Genomic DNA, 20,740 nt, shown 5'->3' on the forward strand with positions numbered 1-20,740 from the left:
GATCACGCGCCAACACGCACAGTCATTGAGGTCGGGTATGCACCGCAGCAGAATTCTTTACGCGATACCCCTCTCCCTCGTCATGAGTGGAGAAATCTTCGCAGCCGACCAGAACGTCCCTCCCGAACAGCCGCCGCGCTCGGGTACGAAGAAAACCAGCACAACCGGCACGCAGGCCAAAACGGTCGAAAAGCTTGAAGTCCACGCACGCAGGGCTTCGACCCTCGCCTCTTCCGCAACCAAGTCCGACACGCCCCTGATCGAAACCGCCCAGTCGGTCACGGTCATCACGCGCAACGAAATGGACATCCGTAACGTCCTGAACCTCAATCAGGCCGTGCGTTATACCGCGGGCATCACTGCCGATCTCCGTGGCGGCGGTGTGGGAACACGTTATGACCAGTTCGCCCTGCGCGGCTTTTCCGTCCCGACATTCCTCGATGGCCTGAAGCTTCAGGACAGCCCGACCGGCTATGCTGTGGCGCAGACCGACACCTCGCGCCTGGATCGTATCGAAATCCTCAAGGGCCCGGCATCGGCCCTTTACGGCCAGTCCAGCCCCGGCGGCCTCGTCGCGCTGTCCAGCAAGCTCGCCACGGACCAGCGCTCTTACGGGAGCGTCAATGCGACCGGTGGCATGTTCGACCTGTATCGCGTGGATGCCGATGTCGGTGGCTTTGTGACGGATAACGGCTTCGTCCGTTACCGCGTCAATGGCACCATCAACGGCCAGCACAGCCAGCTCGCCCGCACGGGAAGCCGCCGCTTCTCCATCAGCCCGTCCTTCACCTTCGGTGGCGACGGCCCGACAACGCTGACGATCCTCGGCAACTACCAGTACGATCCGGAAAACGGCACCTATGGCGGCGTTCCGCTGGTCGGCTCGCTCAAGCGGGCACCTTTCGGCTATCTGCCACGCAATTTCTACGACGGCGATTCATCGTTTRAAAAATACAACCGCCGTCATGGTGCAATCACCTATATCTTCAACCATCGCTTCAACAGCGACTGGAGCTTCAGTACGCGCGGCCGCTACGACGACATCAAGACCCAGTACCGCAGCGTCTATGACAGTGGCTATTACGTCTCGGATGACACACTGGCCCGCTCGGCGATCGCCACCAACGAACATACACACAACCTGACATTTGACAGCCAGTTCAAAGGCCATGTCCGGACCGGACCGCTGCGTCACACCATGATGTTCGGCTTCGACTACATGCAGCAGAGCGCCTCGGAAGTCGGCTATTATGGCTCTGCGCCGGACCTGAACGTGTTCCATCCGAACTCCCAGATGGCCATTCCTACTCCGTCTCCCTGGGTGAACTACAACACTGACTCCCACCAGGCGGGCATCTACGGACAGGACGAAATCCACTGGCGTCACCTGATCCTGACAGGCAGCATCCGGAACGACTGGTACCGCTCCCATCAGACCGACAACATGTACAACACGACGACCAACCAGAGCCCGAGCCAGATTACCTGGCGCGCCTCGGGTCTGTACCATTTCGATTTCGGTCTGGCGCCGTATATCAGCTACTCGACATCCTTCCAGCCGCAGTCCGGCAGCGTCTCGACGGATGGTGGAAAGACCGTGCGTCAGGCCAATCCGTCGCTCGGCAAGCAGCTTGAAGGCGGCCTGAAATATCAGCTCCCGGGCACCTCCCTGCTCCTGACGGCAGCAGGCTTCCATATCGAGCAGACCAATGTCCTCGTCGGCATCGGCAACACCGGCTATAGCGCCGAAAGCGGACTGGTCCACTCGGACGGTTTCGAGTTCGAGGCCCATGCCGAGCCGTTCCACAATCTCGTGCTGACAGCAGCCGTCAGCATCCAGAAGGTTCATGACGACTCAACCGGCAAGCCCCTCATCCAGTCCGGAAAGGGCAATGCTTCGCTGTTCGCCTTCTATACGATGCCGTCCGGCCCCGCGAAGGGCCTCGGCTTCGGCGGCGGCATGCGCTATTCCAATAAATCCTATGGTGGTGAAGCGTCTTACGGGAGTGTCTGGGTGCCGCAATATGCCGTGTTCGATGCATCGGTACGCTACGACCTGTCCAACCTCTCCCGCAGTCTGCATGGCTGGAATGTGGGCGCGAGCGTCCGCAACCTCTTTGACAAGAACTTCATTGCCAACTGCCTGAGCTATGCCTCTTACGGTCAGGAATTCTGCTATTACGGAGAGCGCCGCAACGCGCAGGCCAATATTGGCTTCAGCTGGTAAACCACTCCCCGGAAGACCCGGGCGCTACGACATCGCCCTGCGCTTCGTCGTAGCGTTGCCGCTTGGTTACGCCCTCTCCGCGCTGGGCGGTGTCTGCCTTGCGTTATGGCTTCCCCTGTCCAGAGCGGACAATGCCATGGCCGGGATCCTTCTCGGCCTGATCCTCTGGCCTGTCATTTTCATGGCATCATTCGCAGTCGCCCGTATCGGACGGCTACTGGCCCTTCTGATTCCTGCAGCCTGTCTCCTGAGTGTGCTGGCCCTCCTCGGCGGCTGGCGCCCATGAAAGGGACCTTCCGCACCTCCATGGCCGTAGTGCACACGACACTGGGTCTCGTCACGGGCTGGGTGCTGTTTGCCATCGCCCTGTCCGGCGCTCTGAGCGTCTTCCGACAGGAAATCAGCCTCTGGGCCCGACCCGAACTTTCCGGGCCTGTCTCCGATCCCCTCGTGACAGACGCCCATGCCCTGGACTGGCTGAGCCGCAACGCATCCACCGCCAGCGCCTGGTATGTCGGAAGCGCCACCGATCTCTGCTCCTTTGCAACAGCCCTGTGGCCGGACACAAAAGGCAGCTACATCCAGCGCGCTCTTGATCCCGCAACAGGCAGCCCCGATGGCATCCGGGACACGCTGGGTGGTGAGTTCTTCTACCGCTTCCATTTCGAGCTTCAGCTTCCCTATCCCTGGGGACGTCTGATTGCAGCCCTCGCCGCATTGGCCCTCGTTGTCGCGCTGTTCACCGGCATCATAATCCATCGCCGCATCTTCGCGGACTTCTTTACCTTCCGTCCCTCACGCGGACAGAGAAGCTGGCTGGACATGCACAATCTGCTCGGTGTCGCCGCGCTGCCTTTCCATCTGATGATTTCCCTCACGGGCGCGGTCACCCTTGGAACACTCCTCCTTCCGTGGAGCACGCAGGCTCTCTATCGGAGCGATGTCACCGCCTCTTACATGGAGCTCAATCCCGCGCTCTATTCCCGCCCCGCAAGCGGCCATACGGGTCATCTCGCACCAATCCTGCCCATGCTGCAGGAGGCTGACAGGCGTTTCGGTGGCACGGGTCTTGAACAGATCTACGTCTTCAATCCGTCCGATCAGGCGTCCCTCGTCACGGTAATCGCGGGTAACAGCCACAACGTCAGCACGTCATCGCAGATCATCACTTTCGATGGTCCATCAGGCCACATCCTCAGGGAACATATCGAAAAACGCCCCGTCATCCGGGCCTATACGTTCCTGTACGGACTGCATGTCGCGCGTTTTGCGCCCTGGATCACACGCTGGCTCTATTTCCTGTCCGGACTGGCGCTCGCGGTGCTGATCGGCAGCGGCATGCATCTATGGACACTCAAGCGCCTGCGCCGCCCGCATCATCTGGGACACAGGATGGTCGCACGCCTGAATGTGGGCGTCCTGATGGGCACGCCTCTCGCCTTCGCATCCTTCTTCATCGCCAACCGCCTTCTCTCGGTGACGATGCCGCATCGCGCCGGATGGGAAGTGACCACCCTCTTCATCGTCTGGGGGATCACGCTGGCCTACACGCTGTTCCGCAACCCGGAGCGGACCTGGACTGAGCTTCTGGCCGGCAATGCTGCAGCATGTCTTCTGATCGCGCTGGTCAGTCTGCCATGGCACGGCAGCATCATCGCAGGCGTTGGAATGACAGCCCTTATCCTGTCAGCATCTTTCGCTCTTGCGACGTATCACAGGATACGAAAAGCCGGGCTCCTGGCATGAGCTGGATTTCCGTTCTGTGCGGACAGTCCGCCATGCTGCTGTTCGTTGTCGCTTCTCATCGCGGCAACCGGGTCTTCTGGCATGACTGCCTGACTGCGCAGCGGCGACGCGTCCTGAAATCATGCGCCGCCGCAGTTCTGCTCCTCAGCCTCGTCCTTCAGGCCGTTTCCGACGGGACCGTCATCCTGAACATGATCGAATGGATCCTGCTCGCCGGTCCCGAAATCATGGTCGCAACACTCGCCTGCTCCCTCCGGGAACGCAGCTCACGACCATGAGCCGGAAGACGCTTACCCGGCCATCGCCGGATCGGTGAGCGTGATCTTCCCCGTTTCCATCCGGCCACCCAGAACATGCCTGAAATCCGGATCTTCGGGCGACGTCAGCGTCACGTCGTACCACTGATGACTGGCTGACAGATCCAGCCGGATCTCCTGATGCCCCCGGGCTTTGAGGACTACCGTCCGCAGGGGGCCAGCCTCTCCGACACGGTACTGAACCGTCAGCGGTGCCTTTCCAGCATTGGTCAGGGAAAGAACGATCCCCGGCCCCTTCCCTTTGCCGCCAACGTCATAACGACAGGCCGAGCGAAGCGCGACCCGATCAGCATGCCCCCGGTAAGCCCGGTAGAACCCGTTAGGCGCATGAACCGCGACATCATACAGACCGTCAGCAGCCGGAAGCGTCACATCCATCAGATCCCCCGCCGCTACGGCATAGGTTCCCGCCTGCATATCACGACCGCCATTGCGATAATCATAGATATTGAATGGCGCGCCGGCCGCCCGCTCTTCATGAACGCTTTGCCCTGCTCCCAGCTTCAGGCTGACCTGCCCGTGCTCCACATCGATACCGCCATCACAGTAGAGCTCATAAGGCAGCGCACAGGCCGGACGCGTTCCGCTTTCCTGCCGCACGGTTTGCCGCAGCAGAGCCGGTTGATCTTTCAGCGCTGCGATCTCCTCTGCAGAAAGCGAGCGGAAACCACCCGGCATGGGACGGTTTCGCGCATCCTCGATAGCCTTCAGATGCGTGTTACGGTCCAGATAGCTCAGGGACGGTGCAACCTCGTCATGAGAATGGAAGCAGGATGTCAGATCGCCGCAGATGGCCCGGCGCCACGGGGAAATATTGGTTTCCCGGACGGGCGTGCCGAACTTCTTTTCAACGAAATGCTCCAGAAACCGCAGTGTCGAGCTGTGGTCGAAAAGCTGCGAATTGACCAGCCCACCCCGGCTCCACGGAGACGCCACCACCATAGGCACCCGGAAGCCGAGCCCGATCGGGCCACTCCGTGCGAGCCGTTCGGGAACGCCCCGGCGAACCTCGTCCCCGGCAGTCGTGTATTCCAGCCCGTCCGCCCCGATCGAAGCGGAAGAGCGCCCCGTTTCCGGGCGCTGCGGATCGGGCGCCGCATAGGAACAGCCATGATCGAAATACCCGTCATTTTCATCATAGGTCAGAATAAAAATGGTCTTCTTCCAGACCTCGGGATTCTCGGTCAGGATGTTCATGACTTCCGACACATACCAGGCCCCGTACCAGGCCGATGTCGGGTGGTCCGAGAAATGCTCGGGCGCCGCCATCCAGGAAACGGCCGGAAGCTGCCCTGTCCGTACATCCTTGCGGAACTGGTACAGCACGTCTCCCTTCGGCGCCTTCATCCCCTTCGCATCCGGGTCGCCCACAAAGGCCAGTTCTTCAAGGCTGCGATAATCGGGGTCGCCGCTGTTGATCACAAAGGCCTTCGTGAAAAGCGCGCGCTCCTCGGGCGTCAGATTCTCAAATCCCTTCGCGGATTTCTGACGCTTCTTCAGAACCTCCATCAGGGCCTTCGCCTCGACAAGCTGCTCGCTCCGCTCCCCCGAGACCAGCATCTCAAGGTTTTCAAGCCGATTGATATGCTCCGAACATTCCCTGATCCGCTCCGCGATCCAGGCCCCGAAGCCCTGATTGGAGCTGACATTAAAGCTGTCAAAACACTCCAGCACGTTACAGCCGAAATTGGACAGCCAGGATCGCTCTGCTGCAGACATGCCGCCCGTCTGGCTCAGTTCGTTCTGATAGAACTTCCACGACACCCCGACCTTCTCCAGCCGCTCCGGAAAGGTCGTCCAGGTCATGCCACCTTCCAGGATTTCGGGGTTCCGCATGTAAACGTTTGAGGCGGTGTTCTGCTGGTCCCGCACGGTCCCGGTCCAGAAGACGAGACGGTTGGGCGTCGTGCTGGACATGACGCCACAGTAGTTCTGGTCACAGACCGTAAATGCATCGGCCAGAGCGTAATAGAACGGCAGATCCTCGCGGGTATAATACCCCATCGTCAGCGGATACTGCCAATATTCCTTCTTGTGAGGCCGCTTGACGTCAATCCACCGGTCGTGATGCCCCCCGTTCCAGGCATCGACCTGACTGTCCCGCGAATGCGGGATCGAGCCCATCCAGGTGACCTTCGTATCGTGAATGTTCAGACGCCACGGTGCATAGGTCTCCCCGCTCTTGCCGGACTGCACGAAAACGGAGCTGCCGTTCTTCTGACGGATCGCGCGCCTGTCATTGAAGCCACGAACACCGGCCAGCGTTCCGAACATGTGATCGAAAGAGCGGTTTTCCTGCATGAGAATGACGACATGCTCGGCATTCAGATATGTCGTACCCGGATCAGGCGCGATGGCATAAGCGCGACGGACGGCGGCCGGAAGCCCATCCGTTGCGGCTGCGGCACCACCGAACAGGGCATATTTGAGGAAGGTTCTGCGAGTGGACATATCAACCGTTGCCTGGGACCTGAGGCCGCGTACTGCGACAGACTAGAGAAATAGCCCCGGATGAATAGTCGTCTCCCGCTCCTAATTCATCCCGCAATCCCGAAACTTCATGAAAACGTCACCTGGCCGAAAACGGCGAACGGGCGCAGGTCGCTTTGCCGACCATACGCCCGTTCAGTGATCATTTTCTCAAAACGCACAAAAACCGGTGCGCGGCAGTCCTTAGTTGCCCAGTGAGCGATCGACGGAGCGGCCTGCGCGTTCGACCGGGCCTTTCGGCGGATCGACGGTGTCACGAACCTTTTCCCCGAATGTCCGGTGATGCTCACATGCTGTCAGGGTCACGCAGGAGACCGAAAGAGCCAGCAGAAGCAGGATTGATTTACGCATACGGACTGTCCTTGGAAGAATGTCAGGCTCCATAGAACGGCACTCCCCGCATTCAGTTCCTTCTTATGATTTCAGGTCCGGGAATAGCGGTTGAACCGTTTGAGTTTCGCCAGCGTCGGGCCGGAGACGAGTTCTATGATCTCGGACGTGATTTCTTCCTGCCGGACGGTTCTCTGAAGCTGCTCCAGGGATCCGAGCTGACGCGTGATTTCATGATGCGCGGCTGTCATCCGCTCGCTCCGGGCCTGATTTTCCGCCCCAAAGGATTTCAGTGCCGCAAGACAGAGCCAGGAGAAAATATAGTCCGCCACCAGATCGGTCATGAGCTTTTGCGGCGCAACATTCAACAGAGGGACGGGCCCGGACATCACTGTTTCACGCACCAGTGCCGGGTCCAGCGGGAAAAGCGACTGCCGGCTCACGGTCGCCTTCTCCTGCCCCGAGGACTGGCAGACAATGACGCTGACATGCGTCAGCGCCCCGGCGACAACCTGCCGTCCGATTTCCTTCGTGATGCTGTCAGCCAGCGTGGGAACCGCTTCCGGGTTCTGAACTGCAGGCGCCGTCCACTCCGCCCTGATCCCTCTGGAGCGGGCAATGGCATTGCCACGGGTGCCGATCAGGAAGAGATGCTCTTTCTCATCCTCCTGCAGGGCATCGAGAACATGCTCGCTGAACAGCCCCGCAAACCCCTGCTCGGCGCAGAAAACAATCGCGCCTGTCTTTCCCGGCTCCCGTGACGACTGCCCGTCCCGAGCCACGGGAAGGAGCGGAGCGATACGGATCAGAGCATCCTGGATGGTCCCGGCATACGTCTCGACCGCAAGCGTAGCCCGATGGGCCTGTTCCACCCGTACGGCTGCGAGGCTGCGCATCGAATCCACAATGCCGCCCAGTTCCCTGACGTTACCAATCCGGGCCGTGACCTCCTGCAGCCGCTCCGTCATGAGGGGCCTGAAACCCGGGGCTCAACATATTGCCGCAGACACTCCACAAAACGCTCTTTCTGCTCCGCGGAAAGAACGCCCCCACTTTCTATCGCCGTCGATATCTCAGCCGCGTTACCCCACAGATAATCGCCCAGACCGCTCTGGATGGTCCGGATATTTTTTGCCGGCACGCCATCCAGAAGACCATTCTGCGAAGCTGTGACGAGCGCCACTTCCTGCAGAAGATCCAGTGGCGCGTGTGGCCCCTGACGCAGGATCGCACGGATACACGCGCCCCGCGCCAGTTGCTGCCGGACATGCGTATCCGGCAGCCCCCCGAAACGCGTGAAAGTTTCGAGTTCAGTGAACTGCGCATAATCCAGCCGTAGCGTCCCAACCGACGAGCGCAGGATGGGGGACTGCGCGGCACCACCCACACGGCTGACGCTCACACCTACATCAACGGCCGGTTTCTGTCCCTGATCGAACAACGTACGGTTCAGGACGATCTGACCATCGGTTATGGAAATGAGGTTCGTCGGAATATAGGCGCTGAGGTTTCCCGCTTCCGTCTCCGCAACAGGCAGCGCCGTCAGGGAGCCGCCCCCTTTCGCAGCCGAGAGCTTCGCAGCACGTTCCAGCAGACGCGCGTGTACGTAAAAGATATCCCCCGGATAGGCCTCGCGCCCCGGGGGCCTTCCGGTAAGCAGGGAGACCTCCCGATGGGTTGCGGCATGTTTGGACAGATCGTCGATGACGAGGAGAGCATGCTCTCCCTGGTCCCGGAAATATTCCGCCATGCTCATGGCCGCGAAAGGCGCTATCCAGCACAGGCCAGGCGCTTCCGCCGGACGTGCCACCACGATGATGCATCGATCCGGATTGCCCCGCGTCCGGATCGTCTCAATGACACGCTGGACGCTGGAGGTCTTCTGCCCGATGGCGACATAGACGCAGATCATGTCGTTGGATTTCTGGGCCAGAATGGCATCGACCGCGATTGTGGTTTTTCCGGTCGCCCTGTCGCCGACGATGAGTTCCCGCTGCCCCCTCCCGATGGGGAAAAGCGTATCGATCGCCAGCGTCCCCGTCTGAACGGGTTCCGTCACGAGTTCACGGTCGATAATGGCCGGAGCAGGCCGCTCGACCGGAAACCAGGTCTCCGCCTCAACCGGCCCTTTGCCATCGAGTGGGCGTCCCAGCGGATCCACCACCCGCCCCAGAAGCCCCGGCCCGACCGGCACACTCACGACACCGGAGGTTCCCTGAACGGCATCACCGGCTTCGATCGTGCCTTCATTATTGAGAAGAATGCAGCCGATGCTGTCTTCCTCCAGACCGTGCACAAAACCGTATCGGCCGTTCCCGAAAGACAGCAGTTCGTCCAGCTTCGCATCGGGGAGACCGGAAATCAGGGCGATCCCGTCGCCAATATCTTCGACCCGCCCCATCCGGTCCGTCTGAGGCCCAACCGAAATATCCGTCAGGCTGGACCGCGCCGATGCCAGCCAGCTGGCAGCCTGATCAGTGTCCGGCATGAGACAGACCCTCCCTGATACGAACCAGATCGGCCTGCCAGTTCGACGCCACGGTCAGATAAGGCGTTTTCACGGCAAATCCTTCCACAAGAGCAGGATCGACGGTCCACGTAATGGCGGGATGCTCACCCACCGCAGTCATCAGGGCATTCTCATACGCCTGACGCTCATCAGGCCCCGGTGCTGTTGCCGTGGCAAAGGTGAAGCCATCGCGCAGACTGAGCCGCTCCCGGTCGGGAAGTGTCGCAATCGCCTTGAGAAGTCTGTCGAAGAGCGTTTCTCTTGCCGGACGGCAGCAGCCTGTCTCCGCCAGAAGCTGCCCTGCAATATCGCAGGACAAGGTCGCCGCGTCTGACCGCCAGCGGGCCTGATTTTCCGCCTCTTCCTGCGCAATACTCTGCTTTGCGCCGGCCTCCAGAGCCGCCGCATCCTGCTGGGCCTTTGCCAGAATGGCCTGTCTTTCGCTCTGCGCTTCCTGCTGGGCCTGCTGCACGATGCGGGCTCTTTCCTGCTCGAAGCCGCTACGTGCCTCTTTGATGGCGGCGCGGTCCGCTTCGAGTTGCGTCTGCCCGTCCGTGACCTGCGCAAGCCGGGCTGCGATCTCCTGCTGACGGCGGGAGATAACGGCGCAGATCGGGCGCCAGAAGAACCGGGAAAGCAGCCAGATCAAAATGCTGACGTTGATGACCTGCAGCCCGATTGTCCACCAGTCGACTGTCACCGGATTACTTCAGCAAAGGGTTGGCGAAAAGCAGAAGCAGGGCAATGACCAGGCAATAAATGGCCATGGTCTCGATCATGGCGAGCCCCACAAACAGCGTCCGGGAAATGGTTCCTGCGGATTCAGGCTGACGCGCAATGGCATCCATGGCGGCGGCAACAGCCCGCCCTTCAGCCAGCGCCGGCCCTATCGAGCCGACTGACACCGCCATCGCGGCGGAGACGATACTTGCCAGAGCGAGCCAGTTCATGAGCAGGATCCTGTATTTTTAATGGATTGAGGCGCGGTAGGTCTGGTCAGCGCGCCAGCGATGAAGACCATGGCGAGAATGGCGAAAATATATGCCTGCACGGCTCCCGTCAGGAGATCGAGCGCCATGAGAGGAATGGGAACGAGCAGTCCGGCAAGGGAGAGGACGATCCCGATGATGAAAACACCGGCCATGACATTCCCGAACAGCCGGACCATGAGCGAAAAGGTACGCGTGACCGTCCCGATCAGGTTGAGAGGCACCATGACGACGCTGGGCCATAAAAAACTGCGGAGATAGCCCGTGACACCCCCAGAACGGACGCCGAAAATAATGATGGCCAGAAAGACGATGATCGCCAGTGCCGCATCCGTTGCCAGAATGGCCGTAGGTGGCTCGACACCAGGCACGAGCGAAGACCAGTTGGCCACAAGGATGAAAAGGAAAAGCGTGCCCACGAAAGACCGGTATGGCGCAGGTTCGGTGCGCATGGTCTCGCGGATCTGCCGGTCAAGCGCCGTGACACCCAGTTCGAGTAGCGTCTGGAGCCGACCGGGCCGGCCAGAGGTCAGGGTGCGGGAAATCCAGGCGCCCCCGAGCGTAAGGACGACCATGATCCCCCATGTCGTCACCACAGGCTGCGTCACCGGAACCGGGCCGATATGGAACAGGATATGGCTTGAAAGCGGCGACATCATTGCAACGGTCCCTCTTCGCCGGTCCTGAAGCCGGGATCAGTGCGGGCCTTCATGATCCGAAGAACAAGCGGTCGCCCCACAAGAACACCGCAGGTCGCCCAGAGGAACGGGGCGGTTCCACTTCGCGCGGCAAGATAAAGCAGCCCACACAGCAGCAAAAAACGCCCTAGCAGCATCGCTATGGCCACAGGGCGCCTTGAGGACGTCATCAGGAACTGCACATTGACCCACAGGGCCGCCACATGAATACTTCCGGCAAGCAGCCCCGCCAGAAGCCAGCCAAGGCACGTGAGAATTTCTTTTTCAGTCATGGGGATGACTCATCCATTTCCAGGCGCTCCAGCCACCCGCCGCAAATCCGGCCATGAGCAGGACGGCTGAGAAGGCGACCCCCGTGCCCCAGCAGTGATCCAGCCACCGTCCCAGCAGAAGCCCGCCAAGAGGCGGCGTGATGATCGTCCAGCCAAGGACACCAATCCGGGCAAGATGCTGCGTGACGTTGACGTCTCCGTCCGTCTCGCCTGTGCGCTGGCGGTTCATGCGCTGCCGAATGGCGGCTTCCATCTCGTCAGCCTCGGGGCTGTCATCTTTCATGGCAAGAGGCTCCCCGCTTCGGACCACAGGCCATTTCCGATCCGCTGCACCGCGTCCAGCTGAAGACGGACGGATGCAACATTTGCATTTCTGCGCGCATCATCAAGGGCCGCGTAATGCTGACGCACGAGGGTTTTCAGCGTTTCGAGGTCGTCCCCGCAGACGGCTTCGCGGGTTGCGATCTCAACCATCCTCCCCTTCTCCGTCACGGTCAGGACACCCTGCCGCACGGCACAGTAATGCGGCCTCCCGTCGCGACGCTTCCAGATCACGACGGACGGAATCACGCTGGACACCAGATCCGCATGCCCCTGCAGAATGCCGAAACTTCCACTGTCGTCCTCAGCCCGGACCGACACGACATCAGGCTCGTCCAGAACCACCGTCAGGGGCGTGATGATCCGCAGCTTCATACGGCCGCCCCGGCTGCGGCCTTCCGCGCCGCCTGCTCTTTCTGCCGCGCCTCGTCCAGTGTACCGACCATGTAGAGCGAACTCTCGGCCCACTCATCCGTCTCGCCATCCAGAATAGCCCGGCAGCCCGCCAGAGTGTCGGTCAGGCTCACACTGCGCCCCGGTTGCCCGGTGAACTTCTCGGTCACTGTGAAGGGCTGGCTGAGAAAGCGCTGAAGCCGCCGCGCCCGTGTGACAGTGCGACGATCGTCGGAGCCCAGTTCCTCAACCCCCAGCAGCGCAATCACATCCTGAAGGGATTTCAGTCTGGCCAAGGCCTCGCGGACCTGTTCAGCGATCTCACAATGCGCCTCTCCCACAACCAGCGGATCGAGAAGCACTGAAGAAGACGCCAGCGGATCGACCGCCGGATAGAAACCCTGCGCCGCGAGATCCCGGGAGAGCACAATCTGGCTGTCCATGTGTGTTGCAATGGCTGTCACGGCCGGATCCGTGAAGTCATCGGCGGGGACGTAAACGGTCTGGATGGCAGTGACTGCAGCCCCGGCCACGGACGTGATACGCTCTTCCACCGCACCGACTTCCGTCGCAAGCGTGGACTGATAGCCCACCCGCGATGGCAGACGACCCAGCAGGCTGGAGAGTTCGCTTCCGGCCTGAACAAAGCGGTAGATGTTGTCCATGAGCAGCAGGACGTTTTTACGCTGCTCGTCGCGGAAATATTCAGCAATCGCCAGAGCCGTGAGCGGAACCCGCCAGCGCGCGCCCGGCGGCTCGTTCATCTGACCGTAGACGAGAACCGCATGCCTGATCACGCCCGATCCGTTCATGTCGGACAGCATTTCATGCCCTTCGCGGCTGCGTTCGCCCACGCCCGTAAAGATCGACAGCCCCTGGTATTTCGCGGCCATGGCATGAATCAGTTCCATGGTCAGAACCGTTTTGCCAACGCCTGCTCCGCCAAACATCGCCGCCTTGCCACCATGCGCAAGCGGCGTGAGCAGGTCCAGAACCTTCACGCCGGTCTCGAAGATATCCGTGCTGGCGTTCTCGGTCTGCATGGCGGGCGGGTCACTGTGGATCGCGCGCCGCGGAACATCCGCCGGCAGAGCCGGGCCGTTATCACGTGGAATACCCGTGACATCCAGCATCCGGCCGACAACAGCCTCACCCACAGGCACACGAAGCGCCTCCCCCGTCGCACGCACCATCACATGCCGCGCCAGTCCGGACGTGGACATGAGGGCAACAGCCCTGACCGTCCGGGGATCGAGATGGCTGTGAACCTCAAGGATCAGCGGAGCCCCACCGTCCCATGCGACTTCGAGCGCCGAATTTATTTCAGGAAGATGACCTGCCGCAAACCGCACATCCACCACAGCTTCGCGCACGGCAATGATCTCTCCCATGAGAGAAACCGTGTCGGATTTCGCCGGAGTAACCGCTGGCAGGTTCATTTAGTCTCCTTTGAGCGCGCCGTATCGCAGGGCAGCCCTCTTTTGCCACTCCTCAATAAACCCGCGTCTCCGAGACGTCGATATTTGCGCGGAGACAGTGAGCGGATTCATAAAATGATAATAGATCCCTCATCACAGTGTCGCCATTCATGTCCATATACACTGAACGTCCTGCGACGGTCAGGCAAGACCATGTCCGCACGACGCTGAAATCAAATCGCCTGTCGCAAAACGATCATGTTTCTGCAGTCGCATCCGTCTGGGCGCTCCAATAAATTAAGGAAAGGTAAACAAACCATGGATCAGTGATGTCTGAAACGACCCTAGGCTCCCCCGCGGAGATCCCGGCCCCGTCGCGCCCCGATATGAATGGAGGCAACAAGCCCCTTCATGTCGCACTTTTCTTTATCGTGCTGATCGGCGCTCTGGGATTTGCCGCGTTCAGCATCCTTCAGGACATGCATTCGGTTGGTGAAGGTGCCCTCGCGACAGGTACGTTCGTGATGCTCGGCATTGCCCTGATCATCGCGCTGGCCTTTGAGTTCGTTAACGGCTTCCACGACACGGCCAACGCGGTCGCAACCGTCATCTACACCCGCAGCCTGCCGCCGCTCGTGGCCGTCATCTGGTCCGGTTTCTGGAACTTCCTCGGCGTCGCCATCTCCACTGGCGCGGTGGCCTACAGCATCGTAACGCTCCTGCCCGTGGAGCTGATCCTTCAGGCTGGAAGCAGCGCAGGGTATGCCATGATCTTCGCTCTGCTGATCGCGGCCATCGTCTGGAACCTCGTCACCTGGGCCTTTGGTATTCCCAACAGTTCGTCCCACGCTCTCGTGGGATCGATCATGGGCGTCGGTCTGGCCAACCAGCTGATGTCACCGACAGGGGCGGCTACTCAGGGCGTGGACTGGGGACAGGTCGAGAAGGTTTTTTCCGCCCTCCTTTTCAGCCCGATCTGCGGCTTCGTCATGGCCGGACTGCTGCTTCTCGTCATGAAGGTTCTGGTCCGCAACAAAGCGCTCTATCAGGCTCCCGAGGGCGACACCCCGCCGCCGCTCTGGATCCGCGCGCTGCTGATCTTCACCTGCACGGGCGTTTCGTTCTCGCATGGTGGCAATGACGGACAGAAAGGCATGGGTCTGATCATGCTGATCCTGATCGGCGCGGCCCCCACGGCTTATGCGCTGAACCGAGCGATGCCTGAAAGCGCCATGCCGGCCTTCATCCAGTCGTCATCGGAAGCAGAAAAGATCTTCCTCACCCATGCTCCGAAGGAGCCCACAGCTCTGACGGCCGAAAATGCCCGCGAGATCGTGGGCGCTGGTCTGCGCGCCAAGTCCATCGCGTCTCCCGAAACCTATGACGCCCTGGCCATCCTCAGCGACGACATCTCCGCCTCGGTCAAGACCTACGGCTCCATGAAGGCCGTCCCTGCAGCCGCCGTCCCGAACGTCCGTACGGACATGTATCTGGTCGCTGACGCCATCCGCGTCATGGGAGAAGCTCAGGACTTTACCCCTGCGGAAAAGAAGTCCCTCAAATCCTTCCAGTCCGAACTGTATCACGGCACCCGCTTCATTCCGCTCTGGGTCAAGGTCTCCGTCGCCATTGCCCTGGGCCTTGGCACGATGGTCGGATGGAAGCGTATCGTCGTGACGGTTGGTGAAAAGATCGGCAAGACCCACATGACCTACGCCGAGGGCGCATCGGCCGAAATCGTGGCAATGACGACCATTGGTCTTGCAGAAGGCTACGGCCTGCCCGTCTCCACCACGCATATCCTGTCCAGCGGCGTCGCCGGAACCATGGCTGCCAACGGGTCGGGCGTTCAGTTCGCCACCCTGCGCTCCATGGCGCTGGCCTGGGTCACGACCCTGCCCGCCGCAATGGCGATTGCAGGGATCCTGTACGTCCTGTTCCGTCAGATTTTCTGATCAACCTCTGACGCATTGTGCGGATTTCAGATCCGCACAATGCTGTTGGTACAGATGCCAGCTCAGCAGACAATGGGCATTCGGCGTATGACGCGGCATGTCTTTCAGCGGAACGACACAGACTGTCGTGTGCTCGTGTTCATTCGCCAGCCCACCCTTCCGATCAAGCAGCCCGTCCATTTCCGCCCGTGTGAGAACGATGTCCACGGCGTAAAGCATCATCTCTTCGCTACTCCCACCGGGCGACAGAAAAACCGGCGTCTCACGCAGTCTGTAAGGCCTGCCAGCTGTGAGGTTCAGTCCCGTCTCCTCGCGCAGTTCGCGAAGAGCGGCCACTTCAGCGGCCTCCCCGTCAATCACGCCAGCCGGTAAAGCCGTCACCATCTGCCCGACCGGTAGCCGCGCCTCACGCACCAGAACGACATAACGCTCGGCCGGCTTCTCCTTCACAGTCACCACCGGCATGATGGAGACCGTCGGGGCCCGAAGCACGGCAAAGCAGGGCATTTTCGCTTCTTCGTTCCACGCATCGGCCTCAACAACCACAAAACCAACGCGCGAGCCGAACATCAGCACATCACGGACAAGAACGGAGCAGAGATCGAAACTGGACCGGGTCTTTGCGATCCAGCCTGAAAACTGTGGAGCGTTCAGGACTTTTTCCCGAAGCTCCAACGATATGCCCGTCCCAAAATGGACTGGAACATCCTGCTGCGTCATGATCCGATCTCTCATTCCTGCTTCTCAGGCACCAGAAGAACCGTCTTCCATAATGCCTGTCGAAGCAACTCCGAGGAGATGAGGCACCCTACCGCCCTTACAGGCTCCCCATGAGAACCGCGGTATCGATCATCCTGTTCGAGAAGCCCCATTCATTGTCATACCAGCTACAGATATGGATCATCTCGCCATCCCGGATCAGCGCGGTCTGCGTCGCGTCGAAACTGGAAGATGCCGCGCTGTGATTGAAATCGCTGCTGACGAGCATGCCATCGCTGTAGTCCAGAACTCCAGCAAGAGCCCCCACGGACGCCTCATGGAAGGCAGCGTTGATTTCATCCACCGATGACGGAGCGCGCGACGGCACGAAATCGAGCGACACCATTGAGACATTCGGTGTCGGCACCCGAAGCGAAGATCCGGCCAGCCGTCCTTTAAGATGGGGCAGGACAAGACCGATCGCCTTGGCCGCCCCCGTGGACGTCGGGACCATGTTCTGACCGGCCGCCCGTGCGCGCCTCAGGTCGCGATGCCGGCGATCCACGATCTGTTGATCGCCCGTATAGGAATGGACCGTCAGCATGTAACCGCATTTGACGCCGAACGCCTCGTCCGCAACCTTTACCAGCGGCGCCAGACAGTTGGTCGTGCACGACCCATTCGAGACAACCGTCATATCCCGTTTGAGTGCATCATTGTTCACGCCATACACGATCGTCGCGTCCGCATCACTTGCCGGAGCGGAGACGAGAACCTTTCGCGCTCCCGCCTGCAACAGAGGCTGCACAGCCTGTTTCGACGTAAAGAGCCCGGAGCACTCCATAACGACATCCACGCCATCAAGCGCAACCGCCCCCGGCTCACGCTCCGAGGAAATACGGATCGGTCCGTAGCTGCGGCCATGCGCTTCGATCCTCAGCTGATCGCCTTCAAGATGGACCTTCCCTGAAAACCGTCCGTGAATGCTGTCATAGACCAGCATATGAACCTTGTCCTCGACACTGCCTGGACCATTGATGACAACGGGAACAATGTCGGTCCGTCCGCTCTCGATAATACTTCTCAAGGTCAGACGCCCGATACGTCCAAATCCATTGATCCCGATCTTGACTGCCACGATACCGTCTCCGTTTGATGCCCCGATGTCAGGGCCTGTCCTTTTGTGAATGAGGGGAAGGCCTGCGCTTACAGGCCGATACGATTGAGGGGCTTGCCGGCCATGAGATTCCGCTCGATCTGCTCCAGCGATACGCCACGGGTTTCCGGCACGAACTTCATTGTCACAAAAATGAAGATGAGATTGAGCAAGGCGTAGAGCCAGAAAGTCTGGGCACTTCCCAGTGTCGTCAGAAGCGAGAGGAAGGTCAGACCAACAATCATGTTGGTGCCCCAGTTTGTGAAGGTCGAGCACCCGATGCCGAAGTCACGTCCCTTCATGGGCTGCACTTCGGAGCACAGGATCCACACCAGCGGCCCGGCGGAAAATGCAAACCCGACGATGAAGCACAGCAGCATCGCAACAGCCGCGTAACGCGCCAGGTCGCTGTTGCCCGTGCCGAAATACAGCAGCATTCCGACCGTAAACATGCCCAGCGCCATCATGATAAAACCCGCAATCAGCATGGGCCGACGGCCCCAGCGATCGACATATCCAATGGCGATGAACGTGGAGAGCACATTGACCAGCCCCACGATCACTGTGCCCCACAGGGCAGCACTGGTGCCGAAACCTGCCATCTCAAAGATATGCGGCGCGTAGTACATGACCACGTTGATGCCGGTGAACTGCTGGATCGCCTGAAGGGCCACACCCAGATAAACCGCCCGGCGGAAATTCGGGTTTTTCTTGAAAAGCGTATATCCGCCGTCTGCCTGTGCAAGCTGATCGCGGATTTCGACGATCTCGTCCCGTGCATGCGCGTCATTGCCACGCAGGCCGTGCAGGACGTCGAACGCCTCATCATGCCGCCCCCGCAGAACCAGCCAGCGCGGGCTGTCCGGCAGGAACAGGACGCCGATAAGGAACAATACGCCCGGGACGCCCACGATCCCGAGCATCCAGCGCCAGGATCCCGAATAGGCCAGAAGCGCATCGGAGATGAACGCGACCAGAATGCCTACTGTGATCATGAGCTGATAGACGGAAATCAGGGCCCCGCGATGCTGCTGGTGCGCAATTTCCGAAATATAGAGTGGAGCGGTAAAGCTCGCGACGCCGATTGCCAGTCCGAGGACCACACGTCCCGCGATCAGGACCGGAACGGAAGGCGCCAGCGCACAGAGTGCCGACCCGGAAATGAAAAGCAGTGCCGAGATGATCAGCAGCTTTTTGCGGCCCAGAATGTAAGACAGCCGTCCACCAAACAGGGCCCCGAGTGCTGCTCCGACCATCATGCCGGAGACAATGCACTCCTTGCCGAAATCATTGACCTGAAACTCGATACCGATGAATTTCAGCGCTCCGGATATGACACCCAGATCCAGCCCGAACATCAGACCTGCCACCGCAGCCAGTGTGGCTACGAGGGCACTTCTGCCGTTGAGTGAAACGCGCGGAACGCTCTGTACGACGCCAACGTCACTCATAACCGTGTTCCTTTTCTTGGTCTTCTTCTGTGATCGGAAGAAACACTTCGGCAGCCATGAATTCCGAGTTCTGCATGGATACCGTTACTTTGATCTGGCCTACAAAACTTACATATTCGGGTAATTGGGCCCGTCCCCGCCCTGCGGCGGCGTCCAGACGATGTTCTGGGACGGGTCCTTGATGTCGCAGGTCTTGCAGTGCACGCAGTTCTGGAAATTGATCTGAAAACGTGGCTTCCCCGCGTCCTCGACAATCTCGTAAACCCCGGCCGGGCAGTAACGCTGCGCAGGCTCGGCATAAACCGGCAAATTGACCGCGATCGGAATGTCAGCATTCCTGAGCTTCAGATGGCAGGGCTGGTTCTCGTGATGATTGGTGAACGAAAACGCCACATTGGTCGTCCGGTCGAAGCTCAGCTTTCCATCCGGCCTGGGATAGACAATCGGCGAAAAATCCGCCGCCTTCCCCGTCGACGCAGCATCCGTCTTGTGATGATGCATCGTCCCGAACAAAGGCGCTCCGGTCAGCGACGCCGTCCACATGTCCAGACCACCCAGTACAATCCCGCCCGCCAGCCCGTACTTCTCCCAAAGCGGCTTGACGTTACGGACAAGCTTGAGGTCCCGGCCAACGGGCCCTTCCCTCAGTGCGGTTTCATAAGCGGTGAGTTCATCACCACTCCGGCCATCCCGGATCGCTGCATAAGCGGCCTCTGCCGCATGCATCCCCGAATAGATGGCATTGTGGCTGCCCTTGATCCGCGGAACATTCACAAGCCCCGCAGAACAGCCCAGCAGCGCACCACCGGGGAAAACGACTTTCGGAATGGACTGCCATCCGCCCTCGGAAATCGCGCGCGCCCCATAGGCGATCCGCTTCCCGCCTTCCAGCAGACCCGCCATCAGCGGATGATGCTTGAAACGCTGGAACTCACGATACGGGTCGAGATAGGGGTTTTCGTAGCTCAGATGCACGACGAACCCGACACAGACCTGATTATTGTCGAGGTGATAGACAAACGCGCCTCCACCCGCATTGCGCCCCAAAGGCCATCCCATAGTGTGAACGACCGTGCCCGGTTTATGCCGGGCCGGGTCCACCTCCCAGATTTCCTTCAGGCCAATCCCGAACTTCTGCGGATCCCTGCCATCCGACAGGCCATAATGCCTCATGATCTGTAGCGCTAAAGATCCCCGTGCCCCCTCGCCGATCAGCACGTACTTTCCCGCCAGGATCATGCCCGGTTCGTAATTCTCGCCCGGCGTGCCATCCGCATTCCGTCCGAACTCACCAGCGACCACACCCCGGATTTCGCCTTTCTCGCCATACACAAGCTCACTGGCCGCCATGCCGGGAAAGATCTCCACGCCCAGCCCTTCTGCCGTTTCGGCAAGCCAGCGACAGACATTTCCCAGCGAGACGATGTAGTTGCCATGATTGTTCATGAAAGGCGGCATGAGCCAGTTGGGCAGACGCGTCTGCCCCTTCTCGCCCAGGACATAGAAGCTGTCCGTTTCCACCGGCACGGTGATCGGCGCGTTCATTTCCCGCCATTTCGGCAGCAGGACATTCAGCGCGCATGGATCAATAATCGCACCGGAGAGGATGTGGGCGCCAACCTCGGATCCCTTGTCCAGCACGACGACGGACAGGTCCGGGTCAAGTTGCTTGAGACGGATGGCAGCGGACAGGCCTGCGGGCCCGGCACCGACGATGACGACGTCATAATCCATGCTTTCGCGTTCAATGACCGTCATGACTCTTCTCC

General features: G+C 60.1%; 20 protein-coding genes. 5 read left to right on the forward strand and 15 right to left on the reverse strand.

The genetic code is table 11. The annotated features are described in order from the left end of the window. Positions 1–37 precede the first annotated feature (37 nt). Genes KP701_RS09715 through KP701_RS09730 form a run of 4 tightly spaced genes read left to right on the forward strand, consistent with a single transcriptional unit; the run spans position 38 to position 4,251 of the window. Positions 38–2,227 carry a TonB-dependent siderophore receptor gene (locus KP701_RS09715; protein WP_215747023.1) on the forward strand — a complete coding sequence of 730 codons (2,190 nt, stop codon included), beginning with the start codon at positions 38–40 and terminating at the stop codon, positions 2,225–2,227. After that, a complete protein-coding gene (locus KP701_RS09720; RefSeq protein WP_252345533.1) occupies positions 2,211–2,513 on the forward strand; it encodes a hypothetical protein in 303 nt (100 codons plus the stop codon). The genes KP701_RS09715 and KP701_RS09720 overlap by 17 nt, the downstream gene beginning before the upstream one ends. Continuing rightward, entirely contained in the window at positions 2,510–3,973 is a 1,464-nt protein-coding gene (locus KP701_RS09725; protein ID WP_215747025.1) for a PepSY domain-containing protein, read from the forward strand. The genes KP701_RS09720 and KP701_RS09725 overlap by 4 nt, the downstream gene beginning before the upstream one ends. After that, the gene (locus KP701_RS09730; protein ID WP_215747026.1) at positions 3,970–4,251 is read left to right on the forward strand and encodes a hypothetical protein; all 282 of its coding nucleotides are present in this window, start codon (positions 3,970–3,972) and stop codon (positions 4,249–4,251) included. The genes KP701_RS09725 and KP701_RS09730 overlap by 4 nt, the downstream gene beginning before the upstream one ends. Positions 4,252–4,263: 12 nt before the next feature. Here KP701_RS09730 and KP701_RS09735 read toward each other — a convergent pair whose 3' ends face one another. From KP701_RS09735 to atpD, 11 genes are all read right to left on the reverse strand, one after another. Then, on the reverse strand, positions 4,264–6,741 hold the full coding sequence (locus tag KP701_RS09735) for a phosphocholine-specific phospholipase C (protein WP_215747027.1): 2,478 nt from the start codon (positions 6,739–6,741) through the stop codon (positions 4,264–4,266). 222 nt (positions 6,742–6,963) lie between these two features. Further along, complete coding sequence (locus KP701_RS09740) at positions 6,964–7,131, reverse strand: hypothetical protein (RefSeq protein ID WP_165919968.1); 168 nt, start codon at positions 7,129–7,131, stop codon at positions 6,964–6,966. A 71-nt stretch (positions 7,132–7,202) separates the two neighbouring features. Beyond that, on the reverse strand, positions 7,203–8,078 hold the full coding sequence (locus KP701_RS09745) for a F0F1 ATP synthase subunit gamma (RefSeq protein ID WP_215747028.1): 876 nt from the start codon (positions 8,076–8,078) through the stop codon (positions 7,203–7,205). After that, positions 8,075–9,598: a F0F1 ATP synthase subunit alpha gene (locus KP701_RS09750; protein WP_215747029.1), complete on the reverse strand. Its 1,524-nt coding sequence runs from the start codon at positions 9,596–9,598 to the stop codon at positions 8,075–8,077. Before KP701_RS09750 ends, KP701_RS09745 begins: the two co-directional genes overlap by 4 nt. Further along, positions 9,585–10,319 (reverse strand): ATP synthase F0 subunit B, encoded by a 735-nt coding sequence (locus tag KP701_RS09755; protein ID WP_215747030.1) that lies wholly within the window; start codon positions 10,317–10,319, stop codon positions 9,585–9,587. Before KP701_RS09755 ends, KP701_RS09750 begins: the two co-directional genes overlap by 14 nt. Before the next feature lie 4 nt (positions 10,320–10,323). Beyond that, the gene (locus tag KP701_RS09760; RefSeq protein WP_215747031.1) at positions 10,324–10,569 is read right to left on the reverse strand and encodes a F0F1 ATP synthase subunit C; all 246 of its coding nucleotides are present in this window, start codon (positions 10,567–10,569) and stop codon (positions 10,324–10,326) included. Beyond that, the gene (locus tag KP701_RS09765; RefSeq protein ID WP_215747032.1) at positions 10,566–11,267 is read right to left on the reverse strand and encodes a F0F1 ATP synthase subunit A; all 702 of its coding nucleotides are present in this window, start codon (positions 11,265–11,267) and stop codon (positions 10,566–10,568) included. Before KP701_RS09765 ends, KP701_RS09760 begins: the two co-directional genes overlap by 4 nt. Beyond that, positions 11,264–11,578 (reverse strand): ATP synthase subunit I, encoded by a 315-nt coding sequence (locus KP701_RS09770; protein ID WP_215747033.1) that lies wholly within the window; start codon positions 11,576–11,578, stop codon positions 11,264–11,266. The genes KP701_RS09765 and KP701_RS09770 overlap by 4 nt, the downstream gene beginning before the upstream one ends. Beyond that, on the reverse strand, positions 11,571–11,861 hold the full coding sequence (locus KP701_RS09775) for an AtpZ/AtpI family protein (RefSeq protein ID WP_215747034.1): 291 nt from the start codon (positions 11,859–11,861) through the stop codon (positions 11,571–11,573). The genes KP701_RS09770 and KP701_RS09775 overlap by 8 nt, the downstream gene beginning before the upstream one ends. Continuing rightward, entirely contained in the window at positions 11,858–12,274 is a 417-nt protein-coding gene (locus tag KP701_RS09780) for a F0F1 ATP synthase subunit epsilon (RefSeq protein ID WP_215747035.1), read from the reverse strand. Before KP701_RS09780 ends, KP701_RS09775 begins: the two co-directional genes overlap by 4 nt. Beyond that, positions 12,271–13,731, reverse strand: a complete 1,461-nt coding sequence (gene atpD / locus KP701_RS09785) for a F0F1 ATP synthase subunit beta (protein ID WP_215747036.1) — start codon at positions 13,729–13,731, stop codon at positions 12,271–12,273. Before atpD ends, KP701_RS09780 begins: the two co-directional genes overlap by 4 nt. Positions 13,732–14,039: 308 nt before the next feature. Between atpD and KP701_RS09790 the strand changes: the two genes are divergently transcribed. Next, complete coding sequence (locus KP701_RS09790) at positions 14,040–15,665, forward strand: inorganic phosphate transporter (RefSeq protein WP_215747037.1); 1,626 nt, start codon at positions 14,040–14,042, stop codon at positions 15,663–15,665. Here KP701_RS09790 and KP701_RS09795 read toward each other — a convergent pair whose 3' ends face one another. The 4 genes from KP701_RS09795 to KP701_RS09810 all read right to left on the reverse strand — a co-directional run bounded on the left by KP701_RS09795 (position 15,666) and on the right by KP701_RS09810 (position 20,729). Further along, positions 15,666–16,385, reverse strand: coding sequence for an NUDIX domain-containing protein (locus KP701_RS09795; protein ID WP_215747038.1), 720 nt, complete (start codon positions 16,383–16,385; stop codon positions 15,666–15,668). Between the two features lie 97 nt (positions 16,386–16,482). Next, positions 16,483–17,502, reverse strand: a complete 1,020-nt coding sequence (gene gap / locus KP701_RS09800) for a type I glyceraldehyde-3-phosphate dehydrogenase (RefSeq protein WP_215747039.1) — start codon at positions 17,500–17,502, stop codon at positions 16,483–16,485. 68 nt (positions 17,503–17,570) lie between these two features. After that, the gene (locus KP701_RS09805) at positions 17,571–18,971 is read right to left on the reverse strand and encodes a sugar porter family MFS transporter (RefSeq protein WP_215747040.1); all 1,401 of its coding nucleotides are present in this window, start codon (positions 18,969–18,971) and stop codon (positions 17,571–17,573) included. Between the two features lie 108 nt (positions 18,972–19,079). Then, positions 19,080–20,729, reverse strand: a complete 1,650-nt coding sequence (locus KP701_RS09810; RefSeq protein ID WP_252345534.1) for an electron transfer flavoprotein-ubiquinone oxidoreductase — start codon at positions 20,727–20,729, stop codon at positions 19,080–19,082. Positions 20,730–20,740 lie beyond the last annotated feature (11 nt).

This window comes from Gluconobacter sp. P1C6_b (assembly GCF_018811945.1).
GTDB lineage: Bacteria > Pseudomonadota > Alphaproteobacteria > Acetobacterales > Acetobacteraceae > Gluconobacter.

What these genes read in the sequence shown, in the direction of transcription:
- KP701_RS09765 (WP_215747032.1), bottom strand. Translation starts at nt 11,267, where the DNA reads ATGATGTCGCCGCTTTCAAGCCATATCCTGTTCCATATCGGCCCGGTT.
- KP701_RS09790 (WP_215747037.1), top strand. Translation starts at nt 14,040, where the DNA reads ATGTCTGAAACGACCCTAGGCTCCCCCGCGGAGATCCCGGCCCCGTCG.
- KP701_RS09780 (WP_215747035.1), bottom strand. Translation starts at nt 12,274, where the DNA reads ATGAAGCTGCGGATCATCACGCCCCTGACGGTGGTTCTGGACGAGCCT.
- KP701_RS09730 (WP_215747026.1), top strand. Translation starts at nt 3,970, where the DNA reads ATGAGCTGGATTTCCGTTCTGTGCGGACAGTCCGCCATGCTGCTGTTC.
- KP701_RS09745 (WP_215747028.1), bottom strand. Translation starts at nt 8,078, where the DNA reads ATGACGGAGCGGCTGCAGGAGGTCACGGCCCGGATTGGTAACGTCAGG.
- KP701_RS09795 (WP_215747038.1), bottom strand. Translation starts at nt 16,385, where the DNA reads ATGACGCAGCAGGATGTTCCAGTCCATTTTGGGACGGGCATATCGTTG.
- KP701_RS09805 (WP_215747040.1), bottom strand. Translation starts at nt 18,971, where the DNA reads ATGAGTGACGTTGGCGTCGTACAGAGCGTTCCGCGCGTTTCACTCAAC.
- KP701_RS09750 (WP_215747029.1), bottom strand. Translation starts at nt 9,598, where the DNA reads ATGCCGGACACTGATCAGGCTGCCAGCTGGCTGGCATCGGCGCGGTCC.
- atpD (WP_215747036.1), bottom strand. Translation starts at nt 13,731, where the DNA reads ATGAACCTGCCAGCGGTTACTCCGGCGAAATCCGACACGGTTTCTCTC.
- KP701_RS09770 (WP_215747033.1), bottom strand. Translation starts at nt 11,578, where the DNA reads ATGACTGAAAAAGAAATTCTCACGTGCCTTGGCTGGCTTCTGGCGGGG.
- KP701_RS09735 (WP_215747027.1), bottom strand. Translation starts at nt 6,741, where the DNA reads ATGTCCACTCGCAGAACCTTCCTCAAATATGCCCTGTTCGGTGGTGCC.
- KP701_RS09740 (WP_165919968.1), bottom strand. Translation starts at nt 7,131, where the DNA reads ATGCGTAAATCAATCCTGCTTCTGCTGGCTCTTTCGGTCTCCTGCGTG.
- KP701_RS09810 (WP_252345534.1), bottom strand. Translation starts at nt 20,729, where the DNA reads ATGACGGTCATTGAACGCGAAAGCATGGATTATGACGTCGTCATCGTC.
- KP701_RS09725 (WP_215747025.1), top strand. Translation starts at nt 2,510, where the DNA reads ATGAAAGGGACCTTCCGCACCTCCATGGCCGTAGTGCACACGACACTG.
- KP701_RS09760 (WP_215747031.1), bottom strand. Translation starts at nt 10,569, where the DNA reads ATGAACTGGCTCGCTCTGGCAAGTATCGTCTCCGCCGCGATGGCGGTG.
- KP701_RS09775 (WP_215747034.1), bottom strand. Translation starts at nt 11,861, where the DNA reads ATGAAAGATGACAGCCCCGAGGCTGACGAGATGGAAGCCGCCATTCGG.